Here is a 14,816-nt window from a genome sequence, read left to right as displayed (position 1 = left end):
GCTCAGGGGCCAGCCTGCCCCCGGTGGAGGCAGGCCGTAGCTTGATCTGTCGCTCTGTTGTTACTGGTCGACTAGAAATGAACAGTCACGGTCTGTGAACAGCTTTGGCTGCCGTGTTGGCAGACGCGATACACGATCTGTCCGGATGTGTTGTTATCCAGTCGATCAGCGTAGAGTTGATAGCTGAAAGTGGCTGCAATCAACTTGCCGTTGCGATAGATATCCGTGGCACGTGAGGCGATTCCTTGCCAGCGCAGTCGAGTGAAGCGGGTTCCGTCGCGCCGTTTGACGGGCTTGGCTACAAGCGAAATATCGTCGCTGCTGGAAGCGGAAACGGCTACGGTATGAGTCACGGAGTCACTCTGATCATGCGCGTCGCTCACGGTCAGCGTTATTTCATAGCTGCCCGGCTGCGGGAATCGATGGCTCACCAAAGGACCAGCGCCAATCGAACCATCTCCGAAAGCCCACTGATATTCGTAATCGGTACCGGAACGGACCTCTGCGGCAAGACTGCAATCAAGGCCTTCACAGTTTGCGCTGAAGTCGGCTAGGGGCGGTTCCGGCGTAGGCTCAGCCCCATATTCGATGGCGCCGATATCCGGTCCGCCGTTAACGCCGCGCGGCAGATTGCTGAAGTCGTTGTCCGGTGCCATTGAGGCGTTGGCAGCCGCGATCAGCGGGCTGCCTTCTATCGGCTGCGGATCAAAATCGGTGAGCGAATCGTTTTTGATACCGGGTTGACCGCTGCATTGGCTGTCACCCGGGCAGGCACCATGACGCACTCCGTGAATGGAATTGTTTTTCCAGACGACCTGCTCGCTGGAACCTGAATAGTAGAGGCAGCTGTCCTGGCTCTGCGAGTGCCAATAGGGATTGCCGATGATCAGGTTGTTGGCTACCGAAAGTACGGATTGAGCACTGCCGCCGCCCCCGCTGATGATGCAGTTACCCTCACCGACAATAGTGTTGTTGATCAGATCGGTACGAGATCCGTTATTGAATCCGACGTAGACGGTATCGCCCAGGGCGCGACAGACGTCGCCGGCGTGCATGTTCGGGTGGTCGGAAAAGTACGAACAGTTGCCGATGATCACGGAGTTTTCGATGACAGCGCTCCTGGAAACCTTGACCTGGTTGCCGGCATTGCTGTCGATCAACGAGCGCCGCACGGTCGCCTGCCCGTCATCGCGCAGGTAGAGCAGGTCGATGCCGTCGGAGGTGTTATGGTGAACTTCGACGTTTTCGAATATCCAATCGCCGCCCGATTCGCCCAGACCGATCCCGTCGCCATAGCCACCGCCACCCTGGGCCCAGCAGCCGAACTTGTCGCCGCTTTTCCAGTCCTCGACGCAGCCATTCCAGGCAATTTCAGAATCGACAAAGAGCAGGGTGCCCGCATTGCTGCTGTCGCTGCCGATATCGCCATCCCAGCCGGCCCAGCCGTTGGCATTGATGCGGACCCGATCCATGGTCCAGTCAGTCAGTCGGCCTGCGTGCACCCCCCGGTTAGCCAGGCCATGAATGTTGACGTCACGCATTACCACGCTGCTGGAGTCACTGGCGCTTACGCCGGTCGAGGCCCAGTCGCCCCAGGGGGGTGATGAGCGGTTGCAGGCGGCCACCTCGCCGTCGCACTGGCCATTGTGGCAGTGAAACTCGACGCAGCTCGCGCGGTCGGTAACTTCGAGACAGGCGAGTTCGACGTTGGAGCTGCCTTCCAGATTGAGAATCGTGCCCGCGCGTTCAGTGCCCCACAATTCTGGCGCTGCGGTGCAGCCCTGATCGTGACCCTGACCCAAAATGCGCGTGGGCTGATCAGGTGCAGGTCCGCTGGGAATTGGCGGCATGAAACAGTCCCAGGACCAGCTTAGTGCGCAGCTTTCCGTGGCCGGAGCACCATAGCCCATACGGTAGCTGCCGCTGCCTATCAACAGCGTGTCACCGCCGGCAATATGAGGTGTTCCACCGGGCGGCAGGGCCACGAACGGATGGCTCCAGGCGCATGCCTGCTTGGTGCCCGTGCCGGGATAGGGAGCATCCGACAAGCCTGTGCACTGTTCTGCATTCCCCCCATCGGTACGAACGAAGTATGTTTCCGCCAGCACGGCGGGACTCGCCACTGCGATAAGTAGGGCAAGTACCAACCCGCGACCCCCTGAAGGTCTACGATGGGTATCAATCATGATTTCCTCTTGCAACGAGAATGATTTTCCACCGGACAAGTACCGGTGACGATGCAAGAGTATTTCAATGCTGAGTTGAAACTTCCAGACCTAAAACAGCAGTAAAATTAATAACTTGAGAGGCCGATTTCACGCGATCAAGGTTAAAGCGTGAGAGCCGGCGCAGTGTTCGGCAGCGTACAGTGAGAATCCGCTGAAACCAGCTGCGCCTGTGTACCGAAATGCGCAGCGGTCAGGAGCCGGGAGCGGACCTTTCATCCGACGACAAACCGGTTGTTGTCGCCCCTCGGCTCCTGGCCGCTGCACACTTCATCGACAAACTGGAGACACCAAAGCAAGGGGTGACGTCAGATCAACACGCGGGCCAATGGACGCCGGATCATGCACTCGAGTCCGCTGAGCTTCCAGCGAAAACGCGTCAAGTTGTCGTCGAATCCTACGGCAATTCTGGGTAGAGCGAATCGGTGCCGCGCGTGGAAGCGTTGCAGATGTCCCAGGCGTGTTGTGGTCGCGGATTCGAACCCTGTTTTTGCGGCCATGCGAAACTCCCGGAAGCCGGCCTGGTGAGGGCCGCCGAAAGGGTAAGCCAGGTGCCTGACGGGTCGGTCAATCCACGACTCCAGCGTTCGTCGGGAGGCGTCGAGCTCATGCCGCAGCTGAGGCCTAGGCAGACTGCTTAGCACCAAATGGCCATGGGTATGCGCACCGATGGTGATCAGGGGGTCATCGGCCAGCTGGCGAACGTCATCGCGGCTCAAGACCTGACTTTCGAGGTTCTGATGTCGGATCGCATGATCGCTGATCATCGCCAGAAATTTTATCTGTTCGGAGGGGGCCATGCGCTTGAGTTGGCTGTTGAAGCGCTGGTAACAGTCGTGTTTTTCAGAATGACCTTCGATTCTTTCGAGCCAGTGTTTGCCCTCCCACTCTATCTGCAGGGAGTCGGCATCACGAATAATCCTTTCGAGCTCGTACCACCACAGATGCGCCGAGTGATCAATGATTCCCGTCGCAATATACACCGTTGCCGGCACACCGTGCGCACGCAGGATGGGCAGGGCCAGGGTCAGATTATCGAGATAGCCGTCGTCAAACGTAACGACGACAGTTCGCCTTGGGAGCTTGCCTTGCTGCAGCAGACGCACCGCTTCGGGCAGCGCAAGGCAGTTGTAGTGGCGAGAGACAAATGCCATCTGGCGATCAAAGTCGCTGGCCTTAACCATAAGCTCCCGATTGGGGGAGAACTTGCTGCGGGGCGCTGCTTCATCGGCAACGATTCGGTGATACATCAGGCAGGTTCCAAGCCCGGCCCAGGAACGGCGCAGTGGTGCAGTCAGCGATGTTGCAGTCAAGGCCTGGCGAACCTGCTCCAGGCGTGAAGACAGCCGGCCGCAGCGGTGCTTTGGCCGGGTCCCGGCGGCGTCTACGGTTTCAGAATGCTCGTGCCCCCTGACCGAACTCATGGCAACACCGGTTGCTTTCGCTTCGAAGGAATGCGGGTTGTCAGCATTATTCTGGTGTCCTATTGCACGCTGCTGGTCAGCCCGGGCCGGTTTGCCAATGCTTTCATGGCCGGGCGCCGTTCCCAGTTCCAGGCAGATCGAACGATTGCCTCGATATCGTCCTGTTCCGGCTGCCATCCGAGCCGGCTCTTGATGACACCATTTTGCGCAATCACCACGGGCATGTCTCCCGGCCGCCGTGCAGCCTCCAGAATCTCGAGTTTACGACCGCTGACTCGCCGAACCGTCTCAATGACCTCACGCACGCTGTAACCATGGCCATAGCCGCAGTTGGCAATCAGCGATTCACCGCCATGTTGCAGATACGAAAGGGCTAGCAAATGTGCTTTGGCAAGATCTTCTACGTGGATGAAATCCCGAATGCAGGTTCCGTCCGGCGTGCCATAGTCAGTGCCAAAAATGCTCAGAGAAGGCAGTTTCCCGGCCGCGTGCTGGCAGGCCGCCTTGACCAGGTGCGTTGCTTCGGGTGTGTCTTGGCCGATGCGCCCCGCGCTGTCACAGCCGGCAACGTTGAAGTAGCGCAATATCATGTAGCGCATGCTTCCGGCATGGCAGGCGTCCTGGAGCATCCACTCGGTTACCAATTTTGAGCGGCCATAAGGGCTCATTGGGGCAGTTGGCATATCTTCGCTGGCGACGCCGCCGGATGGTTCGCCATAGACGGCTGCAGTTGATGAAAATATGAAGTGCTTCACGCCTGCAGCCAGGCAGGTGGCCATCAGCGTGCGCGCTCGCGCCGAGTTGGTGTCGTAGTATTCCAGCGGCAGGGCCACGGACTCGGGAACTACCGTTCTGGCGGCAAAGTGAAATACCGCCTCGAAATAATATTCACGAAACAGGGCTCGCAAGAGCCGGACGTTGCCAATATCTCCGATCACCAGGCGTCCGCCCAGGACGGCCCTGCGATGCCCGGTGCTCAGGTCGTCCAGAACGACGATGCGCCTGCCTTGCTCGGCCAACAGCGCGACAACGTGAGAGCCGATATAGCCAGCACCGCCGGTGACCAGTATGGTTGGAATTCGTTTCATCAAACGTCCCTCCTCATCGGCTGCCGCGCCTGAACAGGACCACTTCAACGGTCTCCAGGAGGATCTGGAGGTCGAACAGAAGACTCTGTTCCTTGATGTAGTAGAGGTCATAGCGGAGTTTCTCAGCGGCGTCTTCGACCGAGGCACCGTAGGGATAGCGCAGCTGGGCCCAGCCGGTCAGCCCGGGCGTAACGCTGTGGCGCAGTCCGTAGTAGGGAATCTCGCGCTTGAGCTGGTTCACGATTTGTGGACGCTCTGGTCGCGGTCCAATCATGCTCATCTCGCCACGCAGAACATTCCAGATCTGCGGCAGCTCGTCGAGCCTCAGCTTGCGGATGATGCGGCCCACCCGGGTGATGCGAACATCATCGCTGGTTGCCCAGCGGGCAATGCCGTCGCTTTCGGCATCGCTGCGCATACTGCGAAACTTGTACAGGGTGAATTCGCTGTCGCCTTCTCCTACTCTCTGCTGGCGGTAGAGAACGCCTTCGCGACCGCCGGATTCGAGCCAGACCGCCGCGGCAACCAAAAGCATGATCGGCCAGGCCAGAGTGATGACGCCCAGCGCCGCCACCAGGTCGAAAGCGCGCCGGCTGAAACGCCGCATGACGGATCGATCGAAGTGCCCCGTAAAAACGAACCAGGACGGCAGCAGGCTTTCCAGCATGACGCGCCCGGTTTCGCGTTCGCAGAAGGTATCAAAGCGCAAGACGCTGATGCCTGCCAGTCGACAGCTCATCAGCTCATCCATTGACACCCGATTGCGCAGGTCGTCGCTGGCGACCACGATGTCGTCGATCTGGCGTTCGAATGCCAGGTCAAGCAGGGAAGGGGGACCGTGATCCGGAGAACGCTCTTCGAAGTCCGCGTGACGAACCCTGGGCGCCGGAAGGTGGGCAACGATATTGATTCGGCTGAACATGCCGCGTTCGCGCGAGCGCGCCAGAAAGTCGCTGGCGCAGCTGCCGGAACCAAGTAACAGAACCCGGCGCCGAAAACCGTTGCCGCGGAACAGGCGTACAAAGCCCAGGCGGGATGCCAACAGTAGCAAGAAGGCAATCAGGATCGACAGGGCGAGGATGCCGCGGCCGACCTCCAGCCCCGGCACAGCGAAATACAACACGATCAGCGCCAGGGATCCGGCCGCCATGGCCAGGACCAGGCGGGTCAGCATGCCGATGGCCACACCACTGAGTTCATTACTGTGGCGCTGATACAGGCCCAGCGCGATCATGGTCAGCCAGACGACGCCGGCAAATACGCTGCTGGTCAACGGCATTTCCTGAAGTGCAAATGCGCGTGAGCCCGGATCGGCATGGAACCGGATCTCGGTCGCCACCAGCGGAGCCATGAGGAGCATGCCCACCTCTACGACTGCGAGGAGTAGAAAAACCCGCAGGCTTTGCTGGCGCAGCAGTCGGCCGATCAAACCCAGGCGCATCTGACGGCGGGTGGCCAGGACTGGTGAAAACGCCATCTGCCGATCGGCCGGAGTCCATCCCGATCGTTCGGCCTCTTTCATGGGCGTATCCAGGACCTTCGCCATGTACCCCTCCTGATGACTTGGTGCATGAGTGTCAGGCTATGGTTATCGAGTATCTCTGCCCTATCTGTGCGCCTGGGCACGTTCAAATAAAATTAAATATAGTGTGACACACCGCACAGATTGCTGTATATTTTCAGACTCAATCTACTCTTTAACGCCACGTGCTTAAGGAGAATGAAGTTGGATGCGCGGGTCCTGAGAACTAGAAAAGGCATGATCGGTGGAGCGCTGGGTTTCAGCATTCTGAGGATCATTGCGCCTGCTCCAAGAAAATCCGCTGATATTGACGCTGCAAGCTCAGATGGCGCGCTGGAAGACGGCAAACTGGAGCGCTATTTCGGGCCGCAGTTCCTGAACAACCTGAGCGGCAAGACCATCATCGACTTTGGATGCGGCGATGGGCTGGAGGCGGTTGCGCTCGCCCGGCGCGTGCCCGACTGTCGCGTCATCGGGCTGGACATCCAGCCGAAGATGCTCGAGCGGGCCAGAAACAGAGCCCGGACGCTGGGCGTAGCCGATCGCTGCCGCTTTGCTCAAACCACCGAAGAGCGCGCAGACGTCATTGTCAGTATCGACGCCTTCGAGCATTTCGGTAATCCAGGCGCAATTCTGAAGATAATGAGTGATCGGCTCAAGCCCGACGGCGAGGTCATGGTGTCGTTTGGCCCCACCTGGCTTCACCCTTTCGGGGGCCATCTCTTTTCGGTTTTTCCCTGGGCGCACCTGATCTTTTCAGAGCGCGCGCTGATCCGCTGGCGGGCGCAGTTCCGTTCCGATGGCGCGCAGCGATTCTCGGAGGTCGAAGGCGGCCTCAACCAGATTCTCATTTCCGAATTTGAACGGCTGGTCGAGCAAAGCCCGTTGGCTCTCGCCTGGCTGGAGACGGTGCCCATTCGCCAGTGGTCATTTCTCAGGTTGCGATCACTCAGGGAATTCGGGTCCAGTATCGTGCGGTGCCGACTGATTCATGCCAGTAGCGCCGCTGACAATCAAGCGCACTCACCAAGGGGATTGGAAGCATGAGAATATCCATTGCAGAAATTCAGGCACACCGCGCGCGGCCTCAGCCTCAGCCACGCCTGGCCGGAGAGCCTGATCCGGCCGTGAATCGCATTCTCAGGAACTTGACCCCAACAGATCGCCTGCGCATCTGGCCCCATCTGAAACTGGTGGAATGGCAACGTGGGCAAATCATCTATGACACCTGCGCTATTCAGCGCTTTGCCTATTTTCCAATCGACTCGATCGTGTCCATCGTCATGTTCCTTGAGGACGGCCACAGCTGCGAAACCGCGGTTGTGGGAAACGACGGCCTTCTGGGAATGTCGATTTTTACCCGGACAGACTCCATGCCGGCCCATGCTGCGGTGCAGATCGCCGGTAAGGCATTTTGCCTGAAGGCGTCCGTGTTGCGTGAAGAGGCCAATCGTAGCGAGAGTTTTCGCGCGCTGTTGCTTCGTTATACGCAGGTTTTGATGACACAGATCAGCCAATCGGCTACCTGTAATCGGTATCACACGATTCACCAGCAGCTGGCTCGCTGGTTGCTGTATGCCTGCGATCATCTGCCGCACAACTGTCTTGAGCTGACCCAGGAGCAGATTGCGCATAGCCTGGGGGTTCGGCGGGAAGGTGTCACCGAGGCAGCAGGGCGGCTTCAAAAGGCCGGCCTGATCGAGTATCGGCGCGGGCGGATCCAGATGCTTGATCATGCCGGGCTTGAGCAGGTTTGCTGTGAGTGTTACCGAACCGTCAAATGTGAGACTCAGCGTCTCCTGCCTGAGTGATGAGCCCCGCCGCGGCCGACATTTCTGCTGTTGGAGCGGGCCACGGCCCGGCTGGCGTCATCCGTAGTAATGCCTTGCTGGGCGGGCTGTCGACTGAAGAACTGGCCAGAATCATTGCTTCAAGCCACCCGTCAAGTTTCACGGCGGAGACCGTCATCGTGCACAGTGGGGAGCATATCCGCCAAGTTTATTTTCCGATTTCGGGCTATGCCTCCATTATGGTATCCGGCGGCGAAGGCTCCGCTGTGCAAGTTGCTCTGGCGGGCACTGAAAGCATGATCGGCTGGGAGTCCTTGCTCGGCGCCAGCGAATTCCTGCTGCATGCGTTTGCACTTGAAGCATCGGAGGTGCTGGCTATCGATGTCGATTTGTTTCGTCAGCGTGTCGGTGAGATGGACGGCTGGCGTAACGATTTGCAAGTTTACGTTAGAGGCCTACTCCAGACTATTGCTCGCTCCTCACTGTGTGCCCGATTTCACTTGCTGGAAGAACGCCTGGCGCGCTGCTTGCTCGAGATCGAAGATCGGCATGATGACTCTCCGATCCTGCTCACACAAAAGACCCTCTCACAGTTGCTCGGCGTCCGCCGCAGCGGGGTGACCAACGCAGCCACGCACCTGCAGCTACATGGCCTGATCCAGTATCGCCGCGGTGAGATTCGCATTCTCGACCGGGCCGGCCTGGAAGCGGCGGCCTGCGAGTGCTATCGCCCGTATGGCTGCGATTGAGCTTTTCAAGCAGCGTTCCGGCGGTCCTCCAAGGGCCGCGGACCGGACGGCACCAGGCGCCGGCACGCCAGCCCGGACCACCGGATCAGGAATCCGCGTTCGCGAGCTCGAAGGGATCTGCGAGCTGTTGGCGCTCCAGTCCGAGTGGCGCGCGCTGGCGGCGTCAGCCGGATGCGCCACGCCCTTTGCGCAGCCCGAGTGGATTGCAGCCTGGTGGCAAGCCTTCGGAGGCGATCGAGAACTCCGCATAATCACGGCATGGCAAGGGAGCTGTCTGGTCGGGGCAGCCGCGCTGATGCTGAGCCGGGAACGCCGCTACGGCCTGCCGGTCCGGTGCCTGGCCAGCCTGACAAACGCACACTCACCTCGGACGGACCTGCTGATCGCACGCAACGCCAGCGGCGTGATCGAGGCCATCTGGCAGCACATCGCACGGGCTGTTCGGCCCTGGGACGTGTTCGAGATTGCCGACGTGGCCTCGGAATCGCGCACGCTTGCGCCTCTGCTGGAAGCCGCTCGTGGCAGTGGCTGCCGCGCGGCACTCTGGCGCGCCGGGGCGTCCCCTTATATCGACGCTGGAACCAGCTGGCCGGACTACCTGGCGTCGCGATCACGGAACTTCAGAAAGGAGATTCGCCGCAAGGACCGCCGTCTTGCCGGGCGCGGGCAGCTGGAACTGATAGTTGTGACCGACTCGACGGAAGTCCGGGCGGCCGCCCGGACGGGCTTTCGGATCGAAGGCGACGGCTGGAAGGGCCGGGCTGGAACGGCCATCCGGTCGATCGAGAGCGTGCGCGGCTTCTACATCGACCTGGCTTGTCGCATGGCATGCCAGCACGCGCTTCGCCTGCACTTTCTCACGCTGGACGAAAAGCCCATTGCTTTCGACTATTCACTCGAGTTCGACCGGCGACTCTATTCGCTGAAATCCGGTTATCTTCAAGCGTATGCCGATGATTCGCCGGGGCAGGTTCTTCTGGGGCGGATGCTGCAGCACTACATGCGGGAAGGCATCGTCGAAATCGACCTGCTCGGCGATGAAGATGCGTTCAAACAGCGGTGGACAGACCAGAGCCGGACCCGCGACTGGTTCGTCGCCTGCGCGCCGACACTCCGCGGGCAGGTCTTTTATCTCATCAAGTACGGGCTCATCCCGCCATTGAAGCGCCTGCGCCGGGCGGCGGACAGCGTGGCTCATGCCAGCCGGCGACCGTGACCGTCGCACGTGCGTTGAGCACGCTGGCGTGGTGAAATAGGAGGCACCAGACAATCGAGAGGCGTGGACATGTCATATCAAATCCGAATCATCTTCAAAGCAGCCGCGATCCTGCTCCTGACCTGCGCGACCGGCGCACTGGCCGAAGACCAGGTCTCGATCAGTGCCAACGCCAGCCACGATGGCGATCTCGCTACCCGAAACGGTTCCATCCGCATCGCAGAGGGCGCCAGCGTGTCGGGCTCGATAGCCAGCCGCAATGGTCAAGTCGAAACCGGTCGCGGCGTAACGGCGGGCAACGTCAGTACGCGCAACGGCGCCATCGAGCTGGGCAATGGCGGCAGCTATGGCCGCATCGAGTCCCGCAACGGACAAATCATGCTCGGCGACAACACAACGGCCGGCGAGATCCAGACGCGAAATGGCAATGTTCGTATCGGCCCCTCGAGTCAGACCGGTTCTCTGGATTCGCGCAATGGCAGCATCAACGCCGGTTCCGATGCCGTCATTGACGGGACCATCCAGACGCGAAACGGCGATATTTCCCTTTCCTCCGGTAGCCGGGTTACCGGTCGCATCACCACGCGCAGCGGCGATGTCCTGCTCGACGGCGCGACGGCAGAGCAGGGCATCCAGACGCTGGCCGGCGACATTACCCTGGATAACGAGAGCCGCTCCGGCGCGGATCTGACCATTGACTTGACCGCAACCGGAGACGGCAACGATGACGGGCTTTTTAGTTTCCTTGGTAATTCAACCGGGCCGGAGGCCGGCAGTATCCGCGTACTGCAAGACAGCGCGGTCGACGGAAATATCGTCCTGATCCTGCCCAAGGACTATGATGGAAAACTGCCCGTCGTCGAAATCTCGGCCGGCTCGTCGGTTGGCGGCAATCTCCGCATAGACAGCCGCATTGAACTGATCGTCGAAGGTAAGGTTGCCGGGCAAGTTGAGCGCGTAAGCCCCTGATAATAAGGGCAAGGTATATGCCGCCATGTCCTTGTGTCAGCGCTCGCGGGGTGAAAACCGCCGCGCGATGCCATAAGGATCGAAACAGAGAATCAAGAGGATCGAGCCATGCATAAACTTGCCGCCGCCATACTCATCACGACGATATGCTGCGCCTGCAGCGACCCATCGACCCCGCCGAATAGCAGCGAAAATAACGCAGCAGAGCGGGTCAAAACGGGATACGAGCAATCGCTTGATCGTGCCAGAGAAGTTGAAGGCCAGGTGCTTGATGCGGCCGAAAGGCAGAAAGAGCTGCTCGAAGAGCAGGGCGGCCAGAGATGACATGGCCACACCGGATCGCGCCGGGCCAGGCCGGGTAGACGCAGGGTCAAGCGCCAGCTCGGGAGAATGGATATAGTAGCGGCCCTTTACGCCCGAGAGCTGCGCATGAACCGCCCCGAAAAATACGACAAAGCCGCGCTGGAGGCCTGTGGTCACGGCAAGTTGTTTGCCGGCGACATGCGGCTGCCGGTAGATCAGATGCTGATGTTCGATCGCATTACGAGCATCAACGATCATGGCGGCGCCTACGGCCGGGGCGAGGTGGTGGCCGAGCTCGATGTTCATCCCGATCTGTGGTTTTTTGACTGCCACTTCAAGGAAGATCCGGTCATGCCCGGCTGCCTGGGGCTGGATGCCTTGTGGCAGCTGGTGGGCTTTTTTCTGGCCTGGAACGGCGGCAGTGGCCGCGGGCGGGCCCTGGGCGTAGGCGAGGTCAAGTTTTTCGGCCAGGTATTGCCTGATAACCGGCTGGTGAGCTATCACCTTGATATCCGACGTGTTATCCGCCGCGGATTGGATATGGCCGTCGCAGATGGGCGTGTGGTGGTTGACGGTAACGAGATTTACACCGCGCGCAACCTGAAGGTGTGCCTGTTCACCTCCATGGACAACTTCGGGAGCAGCGCGGCATGAGAAGAGTCGTGGTTACCGGCATGGGCATTGTCTCCAGCCTGGGCGTAGGCCTGGAGGCGGTCGAACGTTCGCTGCGTTTGTCGACCTCGGGGCTGGCCTTCAGCGAACAGGCGCGCGACGCCGGGCTGCGCAGCCACGTGTGCGGCATGGTCGATCTGGATCTGGACGCGCTGATCGAGCGCAAACACAGGCGTTTCATGTGTCCGGCCTCAGGCTATGCCTGGCTGGCCATGCGTGAAGCCATTGCGCAATCCGGGCTGAGTGAGGACGTGGTGCGCAGCGAACGCACCGGCCTGGTGGCCGGCGCCGGCGGCAATTCCAGCGTGGAACTGATGGACGCGGTCGACACCCACCGCGAGCGCGGCATCCGCCGGGTCGGGCCGTTTCGGGTCCCCCGCACGATGAGCAGCGCGATCAATGCCTCGCTGAGCACCGCGTTCGGTATTCGCGGCGTCAACTACGGCATCACCTCGGCTTGTGCCACCAGCGCTCATGCCATCGGTCACGCGGCAGACCTGGTCGCCCTTGGCCGCCAGGATGTGATGTTTGCCGGTGGCGGCGAGGACCTGCACTGGAGCCTGAGCATGTTGTTCGACGCCATGGGCGCCTTGTCAACGCGCTATAACGACACGCCGGAAAAAGCCTCGCGCACCTATGACGCAGACCGCGATGGATTTGTCATTTCCGGCGGTGCCGGAATCCTGGCGCTGGAAGAGCTCGAGCATGCCCGTCGTCGCGGCGCACCGATACTCGGCGAGCTGGTCGGCTTCGGCGCCACGTCCGACGGTGCCGACATGGTGCAGCCCAGCGGCGAGGGCGCAACGCGCTGCATGCAAATGGCGCTGCACGGGCTCGAAGAGCCAGTGGGCTACATCAACACCCACGGCACCAGTACGCCGGCCGGCGACATTGTCGAGCTGGAAGCCATTGCCCGGGTCTTTGGCGACGATATGCCCCCAATGGGATCAACCAAGCCGCTTACCGGGCATTCACTGGGCGCGGCAGGTGTGCACGAAGCTATCTATAGCCTGTTGATGCAGCAGAACGGTTTCATCACGCCATCAGCCAATATCGACAACCTTGATCCACAGGCCGAAGGCTATCCGCTTGTGCGCGAGCGCCAGGACGATGTCGACCTGCCGCTGGTGATGAGCAACAGCTTCGGGTTTGGCGGCACCAACGCGACGCTGGTTTTCAGGAAAAGCTCGGACGGCCAGCCCGATAGTGCGCCGGCGACTGCCCCACCCAGCGCTTGAACGCGCGGCTGAAGGCGCTGAGCTCGGAAAAGCCGAGCCGCTGGGCCACATCCGTCAGGCTATGCTCGGGGTTTCCCAGATAGACCATTGCCGACTCGCGCCGCACCTGGTCGAGCAGGGCGGCAAACGTCTGGTTTTCCAGCTTGAGTCTTTTGTACAGCGTTTGCCGGCTCATGTTGAGCTCGGCGGCAATGACGGTCACCCGAGCGCGGCCGGACTCAAGCCGCTGGTGAATGAGACTGCGCACCTTGTGAGTGAATGCCGCCGACGCGCCCAGGCGCGCCTGGACCAGCTGCCATAACTGCGCAATCTGAAGCGGCGACAGCTCCTGCGGCGCTGTGGCTAGCTGCTCCGGTGGAATATCCGCTCGCCGGGCAAGCTCCCGCAGAGAGTCGCCGGCCGGCTGCAAATAGCGCAGCACCGCATCAAGCAGCTCGTTGGCAGTGGACATTACTAAAGCCTCCTGACAGAAGAATAATGCGCTTTGCTGATGGCCTTCCATGAGCGCGGTCAATTTCCGGCTCAGCTACGAAGGCTGATCGTCATCCCCTCTAGAATAGTCTCAAAGAGAGGCGAACAGGAGCCGGCGATGAAATATCTGGTGTTTGTTTTCATTTTTCTTGCGGCCCTGGCGGCGGCTTCGCCATCAACTGACCCCGTGATCCGAATCGGCGTTCCTCCCTGGCAGGGCGCGGTCGTGAAGAGCGCGGTGGTTGCGGAAATCCTCGGGCGGGCGGGATTCGAAGTCGAAACAACTTCTGCGGCCGCGCCGCTGATCTTTCAGGAAATGGCCGAAGGCCGGCTCGATATCAACGTATCGGCCTGGCTGCCGGGACAGGACGAGGCGTTCATGCCGTTGGTCGAGCGCGGCAAGATCGTCATCCTCGGAGAAAACCTCACGGGTCCCGAAACCGGCCTGGCCGTGCCGGCAAGCCTTTACGCCGAAGGAATAGAGTCCATCGGCGATCTGAATCAGCATGCATCCCGCTTCGACCGAACGATTCACTGCATCGAGCCGGGCAGCGGCTCCAATCGCGTAGCCGAAGCGGCCGTCAAAGACAATCTCTACGAACTCGGCGACTGGCGCGTGCTGGCCAGCAGTACCGAAGCCATGCTCGCCGAACTTGCGCGATCACAGCGCCGCGGCGAAGCCATCGTCATCTGCGCCTGGCGCCCACACTGGATGAACATCGCCCACGACATCCGCTACCTGGCCGACCCGCTGAAACACTGGGGCGGCGAAGGCCGCGCCCGCGTCTACACGCTGGCGAGAGAGGGGCTACCGGAAGACCAACCTTCAGTCACGGCATTTTTGAAAAGTTTCCAGATCCCATCATCGACCCAGAGCGAGTGGATCAACGCCTACGCCCGCGAAGGCCGCGACCCCAAATCCATCGCCCGCGACTGGGTCGACGACAATCCCGATCTGATAACACCCTGGATCAACGCCGCCAGACAGTGACCTTGTCGGACGCGGCCCCCCTGTGTGTCAACATCCCTCCCAACAGTACCTGATCGGTTTTATCTGTAACATTCAGGGCGCTTACGGAGCGAAGAGATGTCTGATTCCAACGAAGTTGTCACCGACCCGCGCCTTGAGAAGCGTACCCGACGCCGGTT

14 protein-coding genes are annotated in these 14,816 nt (G+C 60.5%); 8 read left to right on the top strand and 6 right to left on the bottom strand.

Annotation, left to right across the window (positions count from 1 at the left end):
* Positions 1 to 71 precede the first annotated feature (71 nt).
* The 4 genes from ACEWQZ_RS11340 to ACEWQZ_RS11325 form a co-directional block, all read right to left on the bottom strand.
* Positions 72 to 2,186, bottom strand: a complete 2,115-nt coding sequence (locus tag ACEWQZ_RS11340) for a PKD domain-containing protein (protein ID WP_476483202.1) — start codon at positions 2,184 to 2,186, stop codon at positions 72 to 74.
* A gap of 347 nt (positions 2,187 to 2,533) precedes the next feature.
* Positions 2,534 to 3,826, bottom strand: coding sequence for a polysaccharide deacetylase family protein (locus tag ACEWQZ_RS11335; protein WP_476483201.1), 1,293 nt, complete (start codon positions 3,824 to 3,826; stop codon positions 2,534 to 2,536).
* Positions 3,709 to 4,737 carry a UDP-glucose 4-epimerase GalE gene (gene galE, locus ACEWQZ_RS11330; RefSeq protein WP_476483493.1) on the bottom strand — a complete coding sequence of 343 codons (1,029 nt, stop codon included), beginning with the start codon at positions 4,735 to 4,737 and terminating at the stop codon, positions 3,709 to 3,711. Before galE ends, ACEWQZ_RS11335 begins: the two co-directional genes overlap by 118 nt.
* A 13-nt stretch (positions 4,738 to 4,750) precedes the next feature.
* Positions 4,751 to 6,283 carry a TIGR03013 family XrtA/PEP-CTERM system glycosyltransferase gene (locus tag ACEWQZ_RS11325; protein ID WP_476483200.1) on the bottom strand — a complete coding sequence of 511 codons (1,533 nt, stop codon included), beginning with the start codon at positions 6,281 to 6,283 and terminating at the stop codon, positions 4,751 to 4,753.
* Between the two features lie 120 nt (positions 6,284 to 6,403).
* On the opposite strand from ACEWQZ_RS11325, the gene ACEWQZ_RS11320 reads away from it, so the two are divergent.
* From ACEWQZ_RS11320 to ACEWQZ_RS11300, 5 genes are all read left to right on the top strand, one after another.
* Positions 6,404 to 7,306 (top strand): SAM-dependent methyltransferase, encoded by a 903-nt coding sequence (locus ACEWQZ_RS11320; protein WP_476483199.1) that lies wholly within the window; start codon positions 6,404 to 6,406, stop codon positions 7,304 to 7,306.
* Positions 7,303 to 8,070: a Crp/Fnr family transcriptional regulator gene (locus tag ACEWQZ_RS11315; protein WP_476483198.1), complete on the top strand. Its 768-nt coding sequence runs from the start codon at positions 7,303 to 7,305 to the stop codon at positions 8,068 to 8,070. Before ACEWQZ_RS11320 ends, ACEWQZ_RS11315 begins: the two co-directional genes overlap by 4 nt.
* Complete coding sequence (locus tag ACEWQZ_RS11310) at positions 8,070 to 8,798, top strand: Crp/Fnr family transcriptional regulator (protein WP_476483197.1); 729 nt, start codon at positions 8,070 to 8,072, stop codon at positions 8,796 to 8,798. The genes ACEWQZ_RS11315 and ACEWQZ_RS11310 overlap by 1 nt, the downstream gene beginning before the upstream one ends.
* Before the next feature lie 127 nt (positions 8,799 to 8,925).
* Positions 8,926 to 10,014: a GNAT family N-acetyltransferase gene (locus ACEWQZ_RS11305; protein WP_476483196.1), complete on the top strand. Its 1,089-nt coding sequence runs from the start codon at positions 8,926 to 8,928 to the stop codon at positions 10,012 to 10,014.
* Positions 10,015 to 10,083: 69 nt separating this feature from the next.
* Positions 10,084 to 10,983, top strand: coding sequence for a DUF4097 family beta strand repeat-containing protein (locus ACEWQZ_RS11300; RefSeq protein WP_476483195.1), 900 nt, complete (start codon positions 10,084 to 10,086; stop codon positions 10,981 to 10,983).
* Positions 10,984 to 11,019: 36 nt separating this feature from the next.
* On the opposite strand, the gene ACEWQZ_RS11295 is transcribed toward ACEWQZ_RS11300, so the two are convergent.
* Positions 11,020 to 11,310 (bottom strand): hypothetical protein, encoded by a 291-nt coding sequence (locus ACEWQZ_RS11295; RefSeq protein ID WP_476483194.1) that lies wholly within the window; start codon positions 11,308 to 11,310, stop codon positions 11,020 to 11,022.
* Positions 11,311 to 11,412: 102 nt separating this feature from the next.
* On the opposite strand from ACEWQZ_RS11295, the gene fabA reads away from it, so the two are divergent.
* Both fabA and fabB read left to right on the top strand, forming a co-directional pair.
* Positions 11,413 to 11,940: a bifunctional 3-hydroxydecanoyl-ACP dehydratase/trans-2-decenoyl-ACP isomerase gene (fabA, locus tag ACEWQZ_RS11290; RefSeq protein WP_476483492.1), complete on the top strand. Its 528-nt coding sequence runs from the start codon at positions 11,413 to 11,415 to the stop codon at positions 11,938 to 11,940.
* Positions 11,937 to 13,196, top strand: coding sequence for a beta-ketoacyl-ACP synthase I (fabB, locus tag ACEWQZ_RS11285; RefSeq protein ID WP_476483193.1), 1,260 nt, complete (start codon positions 11,937 to 11,939; stop codon positions 13,194 to 13,196). Before fabA ends, fabB begins: the two co-directional genes overlap by 4 nt.
* On the opposite strand, the gene ACEWQZ_RS11280 is transcribed toward fabB, so the two are convergent.
* Positions 13,135 to 13,647 carry a helix-turn-helix transcriptional regulator gene (locus ACEWQZ_RS11280; protein ID WP_476483192.1) on the bottom strand — a complete coding sequence of 171 codons (513 nt, stop codon included), beginning with the start codon at positions 13,645 to 13,647 and terminating at the stop codon, positions 13,135 to 13,137. The two genes, fabB and ACEWQZ_RS11280, sit on opposite strands and share 62 nt — an antisense overlap.
* A gap of 138 nt (positions 13,648 to 13,785) precedes the next feature.
* Here ACEWQZ_RS11280 and ACEWQZ_RS11275 point away from each other — a divergent pair, with 138 nt between their 5' ends.
* A complete protein-coding gene (locus tag ACEWQZ_RS11275) occupies positions 13,786 to 14,658 on the top strand; it encodes a glycine betaine ABC transporter substrate-binding protein (RefSeq protein ID WP_476483191.1) in 873 nt (290 codons plus the stop codon).
* The last annotated feature ends 158 nt before the right edge of the window (positions 14,659 to 14,816 follow it).

Source organism: Wenzhouxiangella sp. YN1 (genome assembly GCF_056324145.1).
This window is presented reverse-complemented; position numbering and strand designations above follow the sequence as displayed.